A 16,176-nucleotide genomic window follows, 5' to 3' on the forward strand; every position below is an offset into this window, starting at 1 on the left:
TTTTACAAATAAAAAATATTCACCTTGTTATTTTAATATATTTTTTACAAATATTCATATAGTATTGAAAAAACAGAGAAGGAGGAAACTTCTCTGTTTATTTTTGTATGTTTTTTTCAACTTGTTCACGAACAGTTTGAATATAATTCATTTTATGATCCCAGCATTCTTGGCTTAAATCGACAGGATACTCTTCGGGGTTTAAAGTTCGCATGTATTCTTCCCAAAATAGAGCGAGACTCTGTTCGTTATACTTTTGAATATCTAATATACTTGGTAGTTCGTATGTTCTTTCACCGTTAACGAAAATGTCTTTATGCAGTTCACGTGCTTCAAAGTTTGTTACGAATTTACTTATGTATGTGTGAACAGGGTGGAACATTTTTAAGCGTTCTTCTTTTTCAGGCTCTTCAGAATCTAACGCAATATAATCGCCTTCAGCATGATTATTAACCCTGTTGACTATACGATAAATTCGTTTAAGCCCTGGAGTTGTAATCTTTTCAGGGTTAGATGAAATTTTAATCGTGTCATTTAATTTCCCGTCAGTATCTTCAATCGCAACTAGTTTGTAAACAGCCCCTAATGCTGGTTGTTCAAAGGATGTAATTAATTTTGTTCCAACACCCCATACGTCAATTTTTGCACCTTGAGATTTAAGGTGCATAATTGTGTATTCATCTAAATCGCTAGAAGCGATAATTTTTGTATTTGTAAACCCAGCCTCATCTAGTAATATTCTTGCCTTTTTAGACAAATAAGCCATATCACCACTATCAAGACGAATGCCATAGAAATCAATACGATCTCCAAATTCTTTTGCAACACGAATCGCATTTGGAACACCAGATTTTAATGTGTCATATGTATCGACGAGAAAGACACATTTTTTATGAGTTTCAGCGTATTTTTTAAACGCGACATATTCATCGCGATACGCTTGAACGAAAGAGTGAGCATGTGTGCCGGCTACAGGTATCCCGAAGCGTTTTCCAGCACGAACGTTGCTTGTAGATGAGAAACCGCCAATAAAGGCAGCGCGTGTTCCCCAAAGGGCAGCATCAAATTCATGAGCACGTCTTGTGCCAAACTCTAAAAGTTCATCGTTATTTGCAGCATGCTTCATACGAGCAGCTTTTGTTGCAATTAATGTTTGGTAATTCACAATGTTTAAAAGGGCAGTTTCAATAATTTGTGCTTCACCGAGTGGTGCATCAACACGTAATAAAGGCTCGTTATTGAATACAACTTCACCTTCTTGCATACCACGAATGACCCCAGTGAATTTCATATTTTGTAAATAATGAAGGAATTCTTCTTCAAATTGTAATTCTGCTAAATAAGCGATATCGCTCTCGGTAAAACTGAAATTTTCTATGTACTCTACAATTTTTTCAAGACCAGCAAAAACAGCGTAGCCATTCTCAAATGGAAGCTTTCGAAAATATAAATCAAAAACAGAACGGCGATTATGAATACCATCTTTCCAATATGTATAAGCCATGTTGATTTGATATAAATCTGTATGTAAGGCATAACTATCGTCTTTATAATAATTCATTGCGAAAACACCTCCGTAATTTGGTTATAGTATACCAATTTTACGACGTTCGTAGCAAAGAAGAGATATTGATGTGAAGTCAAGAGAGAAAAAAATGAAATAATGCATATTTTTTAGAAAATTAACATTTATCAATTTATATTTCTTTAAATTTTATGTATTATTAGAGTAATGGGGGTAATGAGAATGGAGGAGGACAATGCAACAAACATTAGAAAAAATAGGCAAACAAGTCTTTTATAAACGGCTACAGCAAAAAATGACACAAGAAGAATTATGTCAGGGCATTTGTTCTGTCTCATACTTAAGTAAGATCGAAAATGGAAAGATCGAAGCATCAGAAGAAATTCTACAATTGCTCTGCGCAAGATTAGAGATTGCTGTAACGGATTTAAGAGATGTAGAAGAAGATGTGAAGGGGAAGCTGGATGAATGGTTGAATGCACTAGTTCATTTGGATAAGCAACAAGTAGAACGCATATATGAAGAGTTGCAAGGTGAAATGAAGCATGTTTTGGATTTTGAAATTATAAATTATTATAAACTGCTGTATACACGTTATTTAATGATGAAGCGGGATCTCCCTGCTGTTGAAGAAGAATTGGACGGATTGAAGAAAGTGTATAAGAAATACTCGCCTTTTCAGAAGATGTTATATACGTATAATAAGGCATTATTATATTCTGTGCAGTACAAATATACGCAAGCGTTAGAGTATTTGTTAAAAACAGAATCGATGGCGAAAGAGTTAGGATATTATGAAACAGGAATATATTATAATTTAGCATTGACATATAGTCAGATGGAAATAGATCATATGACATTATACTTTGCTAATGTGGCATTAGAAGGTTTTAAAAGCGAATATAAATTTAGAAATATAATTAATTGTAAGTTTTTAATTGCGTTTAGTTATACTAGAAAAAAACAATATAATGAAGCTATGGAAATCTATAATCATATCATAAGAGAAGCAACTTCTTTTGCTGATAAAGATAATATTCTTTCTATTGCTTTAAATAATATTGGTTATCTGTACTACCGACAAAAAAATTATGCCAAGGCGAAAGAGTATTATATAGAATGCTTAAAATATAAAAAAGAAGAGGATATGAATTATATTGATGCCATGTATGAGCTCTCGTTGCAGTGTATTCAATTAGGAGAACTTGAGGAAGCGGCTGAATGGATTGAAAAAGGTATCCTTGCTGCAAGGAAAGATGAGAGATACAAAGGGATGTTATATTTATTGTTAAATTTAAGATATAAATATTTTGAAGAAAGAGACCTCTATAAAAAATTTCTAGAAACAGAAGTAGTTCCTTTCTTTAAAACAGAGGAAAATATAAAAGATTTAAAGAAAGTATACTTAGAACTAGCTGAATACTTAGAAGAATGCTCAGATTTTAAAGAAAGTAATCGCTATTATAAATTAGCAATTACTTTATTAGAAGAATAAAGAGGAGGGATAGTATGAAAAAGTTAATTGCAGGAACATTTGTAGTTATGGCAATTGCAGCTGTAGTATTGGATATTCAGTATGCTTGGAAGCCGGATACTCTAGGGCAAGAAGCTAAAACAGTTGAACAAATTAATTTATAAAAAAAACCCTTTCCTAACGGAAAGGGTTTTTTCAATATTTGTTCCTCAAAATTCTACAAAACTTGAGAAAATAATTATTTGAATTTTTAGTATATTAATAGTGGAAACATAATGCTAATATGAAACTACTCTTTTTCAAAAAAATTTTTATTAGGGGGAAGGTTCATGAAAAAGAAAAGTTTAGCGTTAGTGTTAGCGGCAGGAATGGCAGTTACTACATTTGGAGGGACAGGCTCTGCGTTTGCAGATTCAAAAAATGTGCTCTCTACGAAGAAGTACAATGAGACAGTGAAGTCGCCTGAGTTTATTTCTGGTGATCTAACTGGAGCAACTGGCAAGAAAGCGGAATCTGTTGTGTTTGATTATTTAAATGCAGCAAAAGGTGATTATAAGCTAGGGGAAAAGAGTGCGCAAGATTCTTTCAAAGTGAAACAAGTGAAAAAAGATGCTGTAACTGATTCAACAGTAGTACGTATGCAACAAGTTTACGAAGGAGTACCTGTATGGGGTTCTACTCAAGTAGCTCACGTAAGTAAAGATGGTTCTTTAAAAGTATTGTCTGGAACAGTTGCACCTGATTTAGACAAGAAAGAAAAGTTGAAAAATAAAAATAAGATTGAAGGCGCAAAAGCGATTGCAATCGCGCAGCAAGATTTAGGTGTAACACCGAAATATGAGGTAGAACCAAAAGCGGACTTATATGTATATCAAAACGGTGAAGAAACAACATATGCATACGTTGTAAATCTAAACTTCTTAGATCCAAGCCCAGGAAACTACTACTATTTCATTGAAGCAGACAGCGGCAAAGTGTTAAATAAATATAATAAACTTGATCATGTAACAAATGAAGATAAGTCACCAGTTAAGCAAGATGCTCCTAAACAGGAAGCAAAAGCTGCTGCAAAGCCAGTAACAGGAACGAATAAAGTGGGAACTGGTAAAGGTGTATTAGGAGATACGAAATCGCTTAATACAACGTTATCTGGGTCATCTTACTACTTGCAAGATAATACGCGCGGGGCAACAATTTTCACATATGATGCGAAAAACCGTTCAACATTACCGGGAACATTATGGGCAGATGCAGATAATGTTTTCAATGCAGCGTATGATGCAGCAGCAGTAGATGCTCATTTCTATGCTGGTAGAACATATGATTATTATAAAGCTACATTTAATAGAAACTCTATTAATGATGCAGGAGCACCATTAAAATCAACAGTTCATTACGGAAGTAAGTATAATAATGCATTCTGGAACGGTTCACAAATGGTATACGGAGATGGTGATGGTGTAACATTCACTTCATTATCTGGTGGAATTGATGTAATTGGTCACGAATTAACGCATGCTGTTACGGAAAATAGCTCGGATTTAATTTATCAAAATGAATCAGGAGCGCTAAATGAAGCAATTTCTGATATCTTTGGTACTTTAGTAGAATACTATGATAATCGTAATCCAGATTGGGAAATTGGTGAAGATATTTACACGCCTGGTAAAGCAGGAGATGCACTTCGCTCTATGAGTGATCCAGCGAAATATGGTGACCCAGACCATTATTCTAAGCGTTACACTGGTACTAGTGATAACGGTGGGGTTCATACGAACAGTGGTATTATTAACAAGCAAGCTTATTTATTAGCAAATGGCGGTACGCATTCTGGTGTAACTGTAACTGGTATTGGTAAAGATAAATTAGGTGCGATTTACTACCGTGCAAATACACAGTATTTCACGCAATCTACTACATTTAGTCAAGCTCGTGCTGGTGCAGTACAAGCTGCAGCGGATTTATATGGTGCTAGCTCTGCAGAAGTAAATGCAGTGAAGCAATCATTTAGTGCTGTTGGTGTAAACTAAGGATTTAAGGGATAGATATTAATAAAATACTTCAAAAATAAAGAAGGAGCATAGGCTCCTTCTTTATTTTTTTCTCCATTTTTTCCACAAATAGAACAATCCAATGCAACCTGCGATTGTTACAATCCACTTCGCTTCATTTGTTCCGTTCATAACATGATATGCCGAATATACTTCAATCAATAAGGCCGGTATTTTACCTATTGTACTGGCAATACTGAAGGAGAGTAATGACATTTTCCCTAGAGCTGCAAATAAAGTCACGATACTTGATGGGATGAAAGGTATCAATCGAAACGATAGAACGAGTAGAAAGGCCTCTCTACCTTCTACATAAAGAAGACGCTCTACCTTTGGATACTTATTTACTTTATCGTGAGTGAACTTTTGAAGGCCTATGCGATAAATATAAAACGAGATAATAGCGCCTAATGCTTCGCCTGCGATCGAAATGAGTGTGCCATTTGTAACGCCAAATAGCTGTATATTAATGGCGGTTAAAAAGATGCTAGGGATAAAACCTAAAAGACTGATGATGATATTGATTAAGATACTAAGTGGAATTGCGATTGAATAGTATTCTGTTAGGAAATTTTGAATCGTTTCTGCCATATTATAAAATCCTTTATCTTTTTTTGCATTACACCATATTTCGAATGGATAGGCAAGGAGAAATTTACATAATGTAGAAAACGTTGACAGAACGGCATTTGTATACGGTATATAGGTATTGGGTATAGAAAAAAGGGGGTATATTTTAATTTGTTGAAAAACACTACATAAACCTTGTTTTTAAAGGGTTTATGTAGTGTTTTAAATGGTATTTTAATTCGGGAAATAATTAGAAAATCACAGGGGTATATTTTAAAGTAGGTGAAAAATAGTGGTTTGATGAAGATAGAGTGGTAAACATAGCAAAATAGCTGAAGGGTTTAAAAAATGTATGTGTTTTTTCGTTGTGAAATTGACTTTTAGTGAAGTTACGATAATAATCATGGAAGAGGTGATATGATGAAACGAATAAGTAGTCTTTTCTTCAGTAGTTTACTGGCATTGATGCTGATCTTAAGTGGATGTGCAGGAAAAGAACAAAAAACTGAGAAACAAACAGGGAATCAAGGTACGTCAGTAGAAAAAATTAGTGATAATATTTTAGATGAAATGGAAGGGGCGCCTAAAAATGGTCATACGATTGAAAGGCATGTAGGTAAATCAGAAGAGGATTTGAAGAATCGTTTGAAGACAGATAAAGTATCAGCGGCAAGTACATATTATGATAAAGAAACAGCGACGAAAGCTGTAAAAGATAGTTTGAAGCAACATGATAAAGAAATTCAAGATTGGTTAAAAAATTCTAAAGAGGCTCGTCTCGTATTAAATACAACTCATTCATTCCCGGTCGGGAAAACGGTAATAAAGAAAAATATGAATGTAAAAGATAAGTTAGTAAAAACTGTTACTGTTTTAGCGAGAGATAAGTCAGGAGATTTAGGATATAAGATTATTACTTCTTATCCATCTGACAAATAAGAAGGGGGAGTACATATGTATACGACATTACAATACTTTCTTAAATCATACTGTACGTTAAGTATTCATGAGGATGAAATAGTAAGCGTGATGGCAGAGTTTATAGAGCAAGAAGATGAAGAAATTGTTTTGAAATTACGCGATGAATTAGTATATATGAAGAACAAGAACGCGTGGGAAGAAGCGTGCGTACTGGCTGCGAAGCAAGGGAATCGTATATGGTCTTTAGAAGAAACGAAGGATCATCTTGAAACTTTTTTACTATTACTGCAAAAGAAAAAGGCGTGAGTAGATCACGCCTTTTTCTTTATGCTTTTTGAAATTTGTCCGTTTGATAGTATCTCATTGTTTTGGGGCACTTTTATATACGCTTTTTGAAATTTGTCCATTTGATAGTACTTCGCCGTTTTGTGTTACTTTTTTATACGTAACCGCTGTTATTTTATCATTAGTTCTACTAATTACTTGAGAAGAAACTTCAACATTTTTACCAGTATTTGTACCGAAAATGCGTGTAGTAATACTCCCTCCATTTGAAAATGCTTGAATATAAATATGATTACCTGTATTGTTTTTAAATTTTAAATCCGGACCATAGTCTGCCACTGCTGCATCTTGCCCAAGTGGTAAATAATTTACGGGCATAGAATGATTACTTCGAGAAACAATTCCTAAATCTGCCCTTAAAGCTGCGCTATATAAAGTACTACTGACTTGGCAAACGCCTCCGCCTGCACTTTGTATAACTTTACCTTGTGAATATACTGCGGCAGATTTATAACCATGTGCAGCATCAGTTACACCAACACGGCCATTAAAACTAAACGTTTCATCAGGTGCTACAATAACTCCACTTAAAGTATTAGCTGATTTATTTACGTTAAAGGATTGATTACCATTACGGCCAGCCATTGGAGTAGAGTACTCAGCAATGACTTCTTTAATTCCCATTTTCTGTATATCTCCTGTAGAACGTTCTGGTTTTATTAATGTAACCGGTAATGTAACATCTGATTTACCAGTAGTAATAGCTTCGTTTGTTAAATCGCGTAGTTTGCCTTTATCAATTTTTTCTCCGTTTTGACTTTGGCTAACATTTACAGTAGAGCCTTCAATACTTAATTCTGCATTAACAGGATTTTTTAATGTTTCATTATATTTATCTTTTATAAAGGTTTCATAAGCTGTTGTATTTAATTGTGGTGTTAATTTATAGTCACGTTTTAATTCATCGTTTTCAGCTTGCTTCCGCATTTTGTAACGACTCATTACGTTTCCTTCTTGTTCTTTAAAGATTTTGTTTACAATATCTTTCTCTTTATAATTTATACCTAAATCTTTCCATATGTAAGTTTGTTTATCATCTTGGAATATGTAGGTAAGAGATTTTTGATCTAATTCATTTATTTTTTGATTAATAATTGCTTGAATATCTGCTTTATTTTTTCCAGCAAGAGAAATACCTTCAAACGTAGTATTTGGTAATGCGGTGTTATTTAATTGATTATTTAATTTGGATACATATTGATATCCACCAATACCGCCTACACAAAGTAATATGCCCCCTGCAATTGCAGAACCGATCAGTATTTTACTTAGCTTCATTTATTTCCCCCCAGAAATTTGTGTATAAATATATGTATTACATTTTTTGTATAAAAATGATGAAAATAACAGTATGTAAGTTCTAGTATACTATTATTTCCACTGTGTGTGTAATGTTTTTATAAAAAATGTTACACTGTTGTAATAATTGTCTCTTTTTGTCATAATATGCATGAAAAATTTGTTGAAAATTATAATAAAAAGGCTGTCTAGAAAAATCTAGCAGCCTTTTTATTATAATTTTTTATGCTCATTTTTATTCGTAACACCGAGATGTTCTTGAAGTGTTGTCGATATATTATTGACGCTTTTTTCGTTTGGAACGTAATAATAAATACCATCTATATATTTATCTGTACCTTCCACTTGAAATTTGTCCATTTTTAAACTTGAATCCATTGAATTTTTTGCAATTGTCATCATATCATCAAAAGTTAAATTTGTTTTTAAATCATTATCGACAGCATCTAGTAGGCCACCGATTTTATTAATGGAATTAAGAGATAGTGCTTTTTCGGCAATAGCTTCTAAAACAAGTTGTTGTCGTTGACCACGCATATAATCGCTATCGATGTGACGAGTTCTAGCTAGTGCAAGTGCCTCTTCTCCGTTTAAATGTTGACGTCCTTTTTTAAGATGAATTGCATTTGCTTCGTCTTTACTATTTTGTTCTGTAAACTCAACAGGAACATCGACAGTAATACCGCCAAGGGAATCAACGATTTTGATAAAGGATTTAAAGTTAAATTTTACGTAGTAGTCAACAGGAACGTCTAAAAAGTTCTCTACTGTATCAATCGTGCTGTCTACACCGCCGAATACGTGTGCATGTGTAATTTTATCGTATTTATCACGTGACTTAATGTAGACGCGTGAGTCACGTGGAATGCTTACAAGTTTAACGGATTTATCGTTTTTATTAATTGTTGCAAGTAATAGCGCATCCGTACGAGTTGCTTTTCCATAATTTTTTTCTCTAATATCACTTTCATCAACACCCATAATAAGTACGGAAATGTTATCAGTCATAGGTTTAACTGCTTTTTCACGTTTGTTGGATTTATCTCCTCGACCTAGTTCAGAATAAGCGTTATTTAAAATGGATTTTGCTTTACTGTATATATGGAAGGAGTAACCTCCTGCTCCAAGTGCTACAATTAGTAATGGAATAAGAAGGAACCAAAGTAGGCGTTTTTTCTTTGAGCGTCCTTTTTTGGCTCGCATATTGTTGTTTGTGTCGGATTTCATCATTTTTTCTCCTTTAAAACTATCAAAGTGTATACATCTAGGTGTATTAAAACACATAAAAAATATTTTACGCTAAATAAAAGCGATTGTACATGTATAAAAAATAGATGTCTTGATTATTTATCCCGCATTAACGGGCAGTAAAACTCCCACCTCAAAGTCCAGCGAATGCAAGGAAGTTAGGTGGGAGTTAACTGCCCGTAAAAGCCCGATTGGTGAAGGCTAATACTCAGAGGGGGATAGTCCCCTCTGAGTAAAGTTTCACTTTATAAGACACCTATTCGTTATTGTATACAAAAGATAGGGATAAGAAAATGATAAAATTTTACCTAATTACAACATAATACTTACGATAATTGCAGATAAAATACTAACGAGAGTAGCTCCATATAGTAATTTAAGCCCAAACCTTGCCACAACATTTCCTTGGTCTTCGTTTAACCCTTTTACTGCACCGGAAATAATTCCAATAGAAGAAAAGTTGGCAAAAGAAACGAGGAAAACAGAAATGATACCAACTGTACGGGGAGAAAGGCTATTGGAAATTTTACTAAGATCCATCATTGCTACAAATTCATTCGTTACAAGCTTCGTTGCCATAATGCTACCAGCTGCGACAATTTCAGAACTTGGTACACCGATAAGAAATGCAATAGGTGCAAATACGTAGCCGATTAATTGCTGAAAAGTGATGCCGAATATAATGAGGAATAGGTCATTAATGCAGCTAATCAATGCTACGAATCCGATGAGCATGGCGCCAACGACAATGGCTACTCGGAAACCATCAAGAATATATTCGCCAAGCATTTCAAAGAAACTTTGCTTTTCACCTTTTATTTCCAAAATATCTTCTTCATCTTTAACGTCGTAAGGGTTAATGATGAGTATGATAATAAAACCGCTAAATAAATTGAGAACGAGTGCGGTTACTACATATTTAGGTTCAATCATCGTCATATAGGCACCTACGATAGACATAGATACTGTTGACATGGCTGATGCACAAAGTGTATAAAGACGGTGTTTTGGAATTTGTGCTAATTGCTTTTTTACCGTAATAAACACTTCTGATTGGCCGACAATAGCGGAAGCGATGGCATTGTAAGATTCTAATTTCCCAAGACCATTTATCTTGCTAAGAAAGAAACCAATCCAATGAATAAAAAATGGTAGTATTTTGAAATGTTGTAATATACCAATTAAGACGGAAATAAAGACAATCGGTAATAATACAGTAAGGAAAAATGACATCTCACCTTTATTTGCAAGACCGCCAAACACAAAGTTTATACCATCAGCAGCATACTCGAGTAGCTTTGTGAAAAGGCTGGAAATGAACCGAATAAGTATGAGACCAATTTCTGTATTTAATAATAAATAGGTTAAAATTAACTGTATAATAAGCATGATGAAAATAGGTTTGAATTTAATGTGTTTCTTATTATTGCTAGCAATATAAGCAAGGAAGAAAACGACGATAAGTCCGACAAAAAAAGTGATAAATTTCATAGTAAGCCCCCTAAAAGAGATGTTCTGCTATATATGTTTTTCATTTCAAGGGAGAATATGCATCTTTGGTAAAGAAAGGAATAGAGAAATCATGAATATATGTAAAGTGCATCACGTTGCAATTATTTGTTCGAATTATGAAGTGTCAAAGGATTTTTATACTATAATATTAGGTTTTAAAGTGATAAATGAAGTATATAGAAAGGAACGCGATTCTTATAAGTTGGATTTATGTGTAGGAGAAGAGTATCAAATAGAATTATTTTCATTTCCAAGTCCGCCTGAGCGCCCAAGTTTTCCAGAAGCAGCTGGTCTTAGACATTTAGCATTTGCAGTTATAAATATAGAAGAAGCTGTGACGCATTTAAATCAATGTGGTGTTGAGACGGAATCGATACGTATTGATGAAATAACGGGGAAGAAATTCGTCTTTTTCCAAGATCCTGACGGTTTACCTTTAGAATTATATGAGGTTTGAAAATTGGTGAATTTTATATAGGGTTGCTTTCTAATAATTGAAGAAACTAAAGTGAAACTTCTTTTTAAAAGGAGGTGTAACTTTAGCTAAGAAAGCTAAAGGGCATATGTGGATATTTTAAAATTATTGATGGTAGCCATTCTTATTGCATTAACAGCTTTTTTTGTGGCTGTTGAGTTTGCAATTATTAAGGTGCGTAGCAGTCGCATTGATCAACTCGTTACTGAAAAACGACGAGGTGCATTGGCTGCTAAAAAAGTAACTGCAAATTTAGATGAGTATTTATCAGCATGTCAGTTAGGTATTACGATTACTGCGTTAGGGCTCGGGTGGTTAGGAGAGCCAACTATAAAACATTTACTCGAGCCATTGTTCTTAAAGTTACAATTATCTCCTGCCATTGCTAGTACAATTTCATTTATTATTGCCTTTGCAGTGATTACATTTTTACATGTTGTTATTGGGGAACTTGCCCCAAAAACATTAGCTATACAAAGGTCAGAGCAAGTTAGCTTATTATTATCAAAGCCACTTATTTATTTTTACCGAGTTATGTATCCGTTTATTTGGGCTTTAAATGGTTCAGCAAGGCTTGTAACAGGTTTATTTGGATTACATCCAGCTTCTGAACATGAAGTAGCTCATTCAGAAGAAGAATTAAGGTTAATCTTATCGGAGAGCTATGAGAGCGGAGAGATTAATCAAAGGGAATTTAAATACGTAAATAATATTTTTGAATTCGATAATAGAGTAGCAAAGGAAATTATGGTACCTCGTACGGAAGTTGTAGGATTATATGAGGACGAGCCGTTTGAAACACATATTACAGTAATTGCGCAAGAAAAATATACGAGATATCCTGTATTTGGTGAAGATAAAGATGAGATTATCGGAATGGTTAATGTAAAAGATTTATTTATTCGTTATATGGATGGTAATCGAGAGGAAGAGTGCTCGATTACACCATATACAAGGCCAGTTATTGAAGTATTAGAAAATATCCCAATTCATGATTTGCTATTACAAATGCAAAGAAGGCGAATTCCGTTAGCTGTATTATATGATGAATATGGTGGTACAGCAGGCATTGTCACGCTAGAAGATATTTTAGAAGAAATTGTTGGAGAAATTCGAGATGAATACGATGAAGATGAACACCCGCCTATCGAACACATAAGCGAAGGATGTAAAATTGTAGAGGGAAAAGTGCTTATTAGTGAAGTAAATGATTTATTTGGCATACATTTGGTTGCTGATGATGTAGATACAATTGGTGGTTGGATCATGGTACAAAAACAAGTCGTTGCTGAAGGGGATGTTATTGAGAAACATGGTTTTTATTTTAAAGTCCTTGAAAAGGATATGCATCAAATTAAACGAGTTGAGATAAAGAAAGTAGAAGAATGATTTTCTATAAACTTTAATAAAAAGGATATATAGAAAATTAAATGTTTGCGCTTTCAAAAAAGGTGCTATATAGTGAAGGTGGATACTGAAAAATTCTTCTGAATAATACTCGTATTTTGAGATGGCGGATTTTTTAGATAAGGATTTAGAATGAAAAAGTATAGGTGATGCAAATGATAGCAACGAAGGATATACGTATAGAAAAAGATTTTTTAGGTGAAAAGGAAGTACTAAGTGTAGCTTATTATGGTGTACAAACATTACGTGCCGTAGAAAACTTTCCAATTACAGGATATCGCATTCATCCGTCACTCATTACGGCAATGGCAATTGTGAAAAAGGCGGCGGCACTTGCGAATATGGATACCGGTTATTTAGCTAAAGATATTGGGCAAGAAATTGCGGAAGCAGCACAAGAAATTGTTGATGGAAAGTTCCATGATCAATTTATTGTGGATCCAATTCAAGGCGGTGCTGGAACTTCCATTAATATGAATACAAATGAAGTAATTGCGAATAGAGCATTAGAACGTATGGGATACGAAAAAGGTGAGTATGCGAAAATTAGCCCAAACACGCATGTGAACATGGCTCAGTCAACAAATGATGCGTTTCCAACGGGAATTCATATTGCAACTCTTATGATGTTAGAAGAGCTTCTTATTACAATGGAAGAACTTCATGCTGCTTTCCGTACAAAGGCAAAAGAGTTCGATCACGTCATTAAAATGGGACGTACACATTTACAAGATGCAGTGCCAATTCGCCTTGGACAAGAATTTGAAGCGTATAGCCGCGTGCTTGCGCGTGATATAAAAAGAATTAAACAGTCTCGTCAACATTTATATGAAGTGAATATGGGGGCGACAGCTGTTGGTACGGGATTAAATGCAAATCCTACGTACATTGAACATGTGGTAAAACATTTACGAACATTTAGCGGATTCCCACTTGTCGGCGCAGAGCATTTAGTTGATGCAACGCAAAACACAGACGCATACACAGAAGTATCTGCAGCATTAAAAGTATGTATGATGAATATGTCTAAAATTGCAAACGATCTTCGTATTATGGCGTCTGGGCCACGTGTCGGATTAGCAGAGATTCAATTGCCTGCACGCCAACCAGGTTCATCTATTATGCCAGGTAAAGTAAATCCAGTTATGGCAGAAGTAATTAATCAAGTTGCTTTCCAAGTAATTGGTAATGATCATACAATTTGCTTGGCTTCAGAAGCAGGACAATTAGAATTAAACGTAATGGAGCCTGTGCTTGTATTTAATTTAATTCAATCTATTAGTATTATGAATAACGGATTCCGTGTATTCCGAGAATACTGTATTAAAGGAATTACAGCAAATGAAGAATTGCTGAAGCAATATGTTGAGAAAAGTGTTGGAATTATTACAGCAGTTAACCCGCACATTGGTTATGAAGCAGCATCTCGCATTGCTCGCGAAGCGATTGAAACAGGGAAATCTGTTAGGGAGTTATGCTTAGAACATGGCGTACTGACAGAAGAAGAATTGGATATTATTTTAGATCCATTCGAAATGACGCATCCTGAAATTGCTGGTGCTTCTTTATTAAAGAATAAGAAGATGTAATGTGAAAAAACACCGATCTATTTGGATCGGTGTTTTATTTTTAAAAGATATTAAATACAGCATTTAATTGAAGTAAGCTAATAATAGCTAAGAAGATTAAACTATATTTCATCACTGTTTTAAATAGAGCAGATTCTTTACCAACTAGTCCAACTGCCGCACAAGCAACTGCTATGGATTGTGGTGAAACCATTTTTGCTATTGTGCCACCAACTACGTTTAATGAAACGAGAGTAGATGGGACGATGTTTAATTGATCGGCAGTTACTGCTTGAAGTGGTGCGAATAGTGAACCACTAGATACTACTGAACCAGTAATGAATACGCCAATCCATCCTAAGATTGGAGAAAGAATAGGGAATACATTTCCAGTAGAAGAGAATGCAAGTCCAAGTGTAGATGACATACCAGAGTAGTTCTCTACGTAAGCTAAAGCGATAACGCTACAAATTGTATATACTGGAACCTTTAATTCTTTTATTGTTTCAATCATTAATTCTTTAATCATTTTGCCGTTTACACGGTAGACGATAAGTGAAACGATAATTGCTAATACAATCGCAGTAGTTGTAGAAGAGAATACATCTAGTTTGAAAATCGCTGCGAAAGGTATATCAGCTTTTGTGATTGGTGCAGTTTTTATAACTTGATTATGAAGACCAGGGAATTGAATGTTAAATACTAAGTTTGCTAATGGACCATCCGGAGCAAATAAAGCTTTAATTGGTTTTAAATTAAAGATTGTTACAAATGCAGTTAAGAATACGAATGGAGACCAAGCATATAAAATTTGATTGAATGTATGAGATTCTTTTTCTTCTTGTTTTTCTTCTTTAGCAGAAGATTTTGGTTGCCAAACACGTAAGAATAATGCAAGAGCGACCATACTTATGACTGCTGCGAAAATATTAGTAAGTTCAGCGCCTAAGAAGTAAGTTACAACGAACTGAGTAATTGCGAAAGAAACACCACTTACAAGAATACCTTGCCAAGTTTCTTTAATGCCTTTAAATCCATCTACCATTGAAACAAGTAAGAACGGTAAAACAATGCTAATGAATGGCAAAATGTAAACTGCTTGACGACCGACAGTTAATGCATCTATTCCAGTTAATTGTGCAGGTACTGTAACTGGAATACCCATAGCCCCCATAGCACCACCAGCGATATTAGCTACTAAGCAAATGCCCGCTGCTTTTAATGGATTAAAGCCCATACCTACAAGTAATGCAGCTGTAATAGCAACCGGAACACCGAAACCAGCTGCGCCTTCTAAGAAAGCGCCGAAAGAATAAGCGATTAATAATACTTGTAAACGTTGATCATTTGTAATACTTGAAATGCTATCACGAATGACATTGAATTGTTCTGTTTTAACAGTTAATTTGTAAAGGAAGATAGCTGCGATAACGATAGTACAAATTGGATAAAATCCAGATAAAACACCAAATCCGGCAGATGCTACTGCTGCAGTTGTAGGCATTTTATAAACAAATATAGCAAGAATAATAGCAACAATTACACTGTAAAGCCCAGCCATGTAACCTTTCATTTTGAATCCCACTAAACAAATAATGAAGCAAAAAATTGGAAGTGCTGCGATTAGTGCAGATAACCAAATGTTGTTTAATGGGTCATAAATTTGTGTCCAAGTACTCATAATAATGACAACTCCTATCTATTATATGTGAAGAAATTCACATTATTTGTGAAACAATTCACAATCAACTTACATGCTTAGTATATTCTCCTTCAACACT

General features: G+C 34.4%; 14 protein-coding genes. 8 read left to right on the forward strand and 6 right to left on the reverse strand.

Annotated elements, in window-relative coordinates:
* Positions 1–97: 97 nt before the first annotated feature.
* Complete coding sequence (locus MHB70_RS02200) at positions 98–1,561, reverse strand: nicotinate phosphoribosyltransferase (RefSeq protein ID WP_001110354.1); 1,464 nt, start codon at positions 1,559–1,561, stop codon at positions 98–100.
* A 199-nt stretch (positions 1,562–1,760) separates the two neighbouring features.
* Between MHB70_RS02200 and MHB70_RS02205 the strand changes: the two genes are divergently transcribed.
* The 3 genes from MHB70_RS02205 (at position 1,761) to MHB70_RS02215 (ending at position 5,029) form a co-directional block, all read left to right on the forward strand.
* A complete protein-coding gene (locus MHB70_RS02205; RefSeq protein ID WP_001187940.1) occupies positions 1,761–3,020 on the forward strand; it encodes a helix-turn-helix transcriptional regulator in 1,260 nt (419 codons plus the stop codon).
* Between the two features lie 14 nt (positions 3,021–3,034).
* Positions 3,035–3,163 (forward strand): NprX family peptide pheromone, encoded by a 129-nt coding sequence (locus MHB70_RS02210; RefSeq protein ID WP_000733136.1) that lies wholly within the window; start codon positions 3,035–3,037, stop codon positions 3,161–3,163.
* Positions 3,164–3,328: 165 nt separating this feature from the next.
* On the forward strand, positions 3,329–5,029 hold the full coding sequence (locus tag MHB70_RS02215) for a M4 family metallopeptidase (RefSeq protein ID WP_000730354.1): 1,701 nt from the start codon (positions 3,329–3,331) through the stop codon (positions 5,027–5,029).
* Between the two features lie 63 nt (positions 5,030–5,092).
* Here MHB70_RS02215 and MHB70_RS02220 read toward each other — a convergent pair whose 3' ends face one another.
* Positions 5,093–5,641 carry a TVP38/TMEM64 family protein gene (locus tag MHB70_RS02220; protein WP_000852219.1) on the reverse strand — a complete coding sequence of 183 codons (549 nt, stop codon included), beginning with the start codon at positions 5,639–5,641 and terminating at the stop codon, positions 5,093–5,095.
* 399 nt (positions 5,642–6,040) lie between these two features.
* On the opposite strand from MHB70_RS02220, the gene MHB70_RS02225 reads away from it, so the two are divergent.
* On the forward strand, positions 6,041–6,559 hold the full coding sequence (locus MHB70_RS02225) for an RNase A-like domain-containing lipoprotein (RefSeq protein WP_061530686.1): 519 nt from the start codon (positions 6,041–6,043) through the stop codon (positions 6,557–6,559).
* A gap of 15 nt (positions 6,560–6,574) precedes the next feature.
* The gene (locus tag MHB70_RS02230; RefSeq protein ID WP_000288801.1) at positions 6,575–6,847 is read left to right on the forward strand and encodes a hypothetical protein; all 273 of its coding nucleotides are present in this window, start codon (positions 6,575–6,577) and stop codon (positions 6,845–6,847) included.
* Positions 6,848–6,901: 54 nt separating this feature from the next.
* Here MHB70_RS02230 and MHB70_RS02235 read toward each other — a convergent pair whose 3' ends face one another.
* From MHB70_RS02235 to MHB70_RS02245, 3 genes are all read right to left on the reverse strand, one after another.
* Positions 6,902–8,164 (reverse strand): VanW family protein, encoded by a 1,263-nt coding sequence (locus MHB70_RS02235; protein WP_061530687.1) that lies wholly within the window; start codon positions 8,162–8,164, stop codon positions 6,902–6,904.
* A gap of 234 nt (positions 8,165–8,398) precedes the next feature.
* Positions 8,399–9,415, reverse strand: a complete 1,017-nt coding sequence (locus tag MHB70_RS02240) for an LCP family protein (protein WP_002105716.1) — start codon at positions 9,413–9,415, stop codon at positions 8,399–8,401.
* 330 nt (positions 9,416–9,745) lie between these two features.
* Complete coding sequence (locus MHB70_RS02245) at positions 9,746–10,924, reverse strand: NupC/NupG family nucleoside CNT transporter (protein WP_000668851.1); 1,179 nt, start codon at positions 10,922–10,924, stop codon at positions 9,746–9,748.
* A 91-nt stretch (positions 10,925–11,015) separates the two neighbouring features.
* On the opposite strand from MHB70_RS02245, the gene gloA2 reads away from it, so the two are divergent.
* The 3 genes from gloA2 to aspA all read left to right on the forward strand — a co-directional run bounded on the left by gloA2 (position 11,016) and on the right by aspA (position 14,416).
* The gene (gene gloA2 / locus MHB70_RS02250) at positions 11,016–11,402 is read left to right on the forward strand and encodes an SMU1112c/YaeR family gloxylase I-like metalloprotein (protein WP_001017657.1); all 387 of its coding nucleotides are present in this window, start codon (positions 11,016–11,018) and stop codon (positions 11,400–11,402) included.
* A 108-nt stretch (positions 11,403–11,510) separates the two neighbouring features.
* Positions 11,511–12,809 carry a hemolysin family protein gene (locus MHB70_RS02255; protein ID WP_000353290.1) on the forward strand — a complete coding sequence of 433 codons (1,299 nt, stop codon included), beginning with the start codon at positions 11,511–11,513 and terminating at the stop codon, positions 12,807–12,809.
* A gap of 173 nt (positions 12,810–12,982) precedes the next feature.
* Entirely contained in the window at positions 12,983–14,416 is a 1,434-nt protein-coding gene (gene aspA / locus MHB70_RS02260; protein ID WP_061530688.1) for an aspartate ammonia-lyase, read from the forward strand.
* A 40-nt stretch (positions 14,417–14,456) separates the two neighbouring features.
* Here aspA and MHB70_RS02265 read toward each other — a convergent pair whose 3' ends face one another.
* A complete protein-coding gene (locus tag MHB70_RS02265) occupies positions 14,457–16,076 on the reverse strand; it encodes an L-lactate permease (RefSeq protein ID WP_000109129.1) in 1,620 nt (539 codons plus the stop codon).
* Positions 16,077–16,176: the final 100 nt, after the last annotated feature.

It is taken from the genome of Bacillus sp. FSL M7-1020, from assembly GCF_038050415.1.
In the GTDB taxonomy this organism is placed as follows: domain Bacteria; phylum Bacillota; class Bacilli; order Bacillales; family Bacillaceae_G; genus Bacillus_A; species Bacillus_A toyonensis.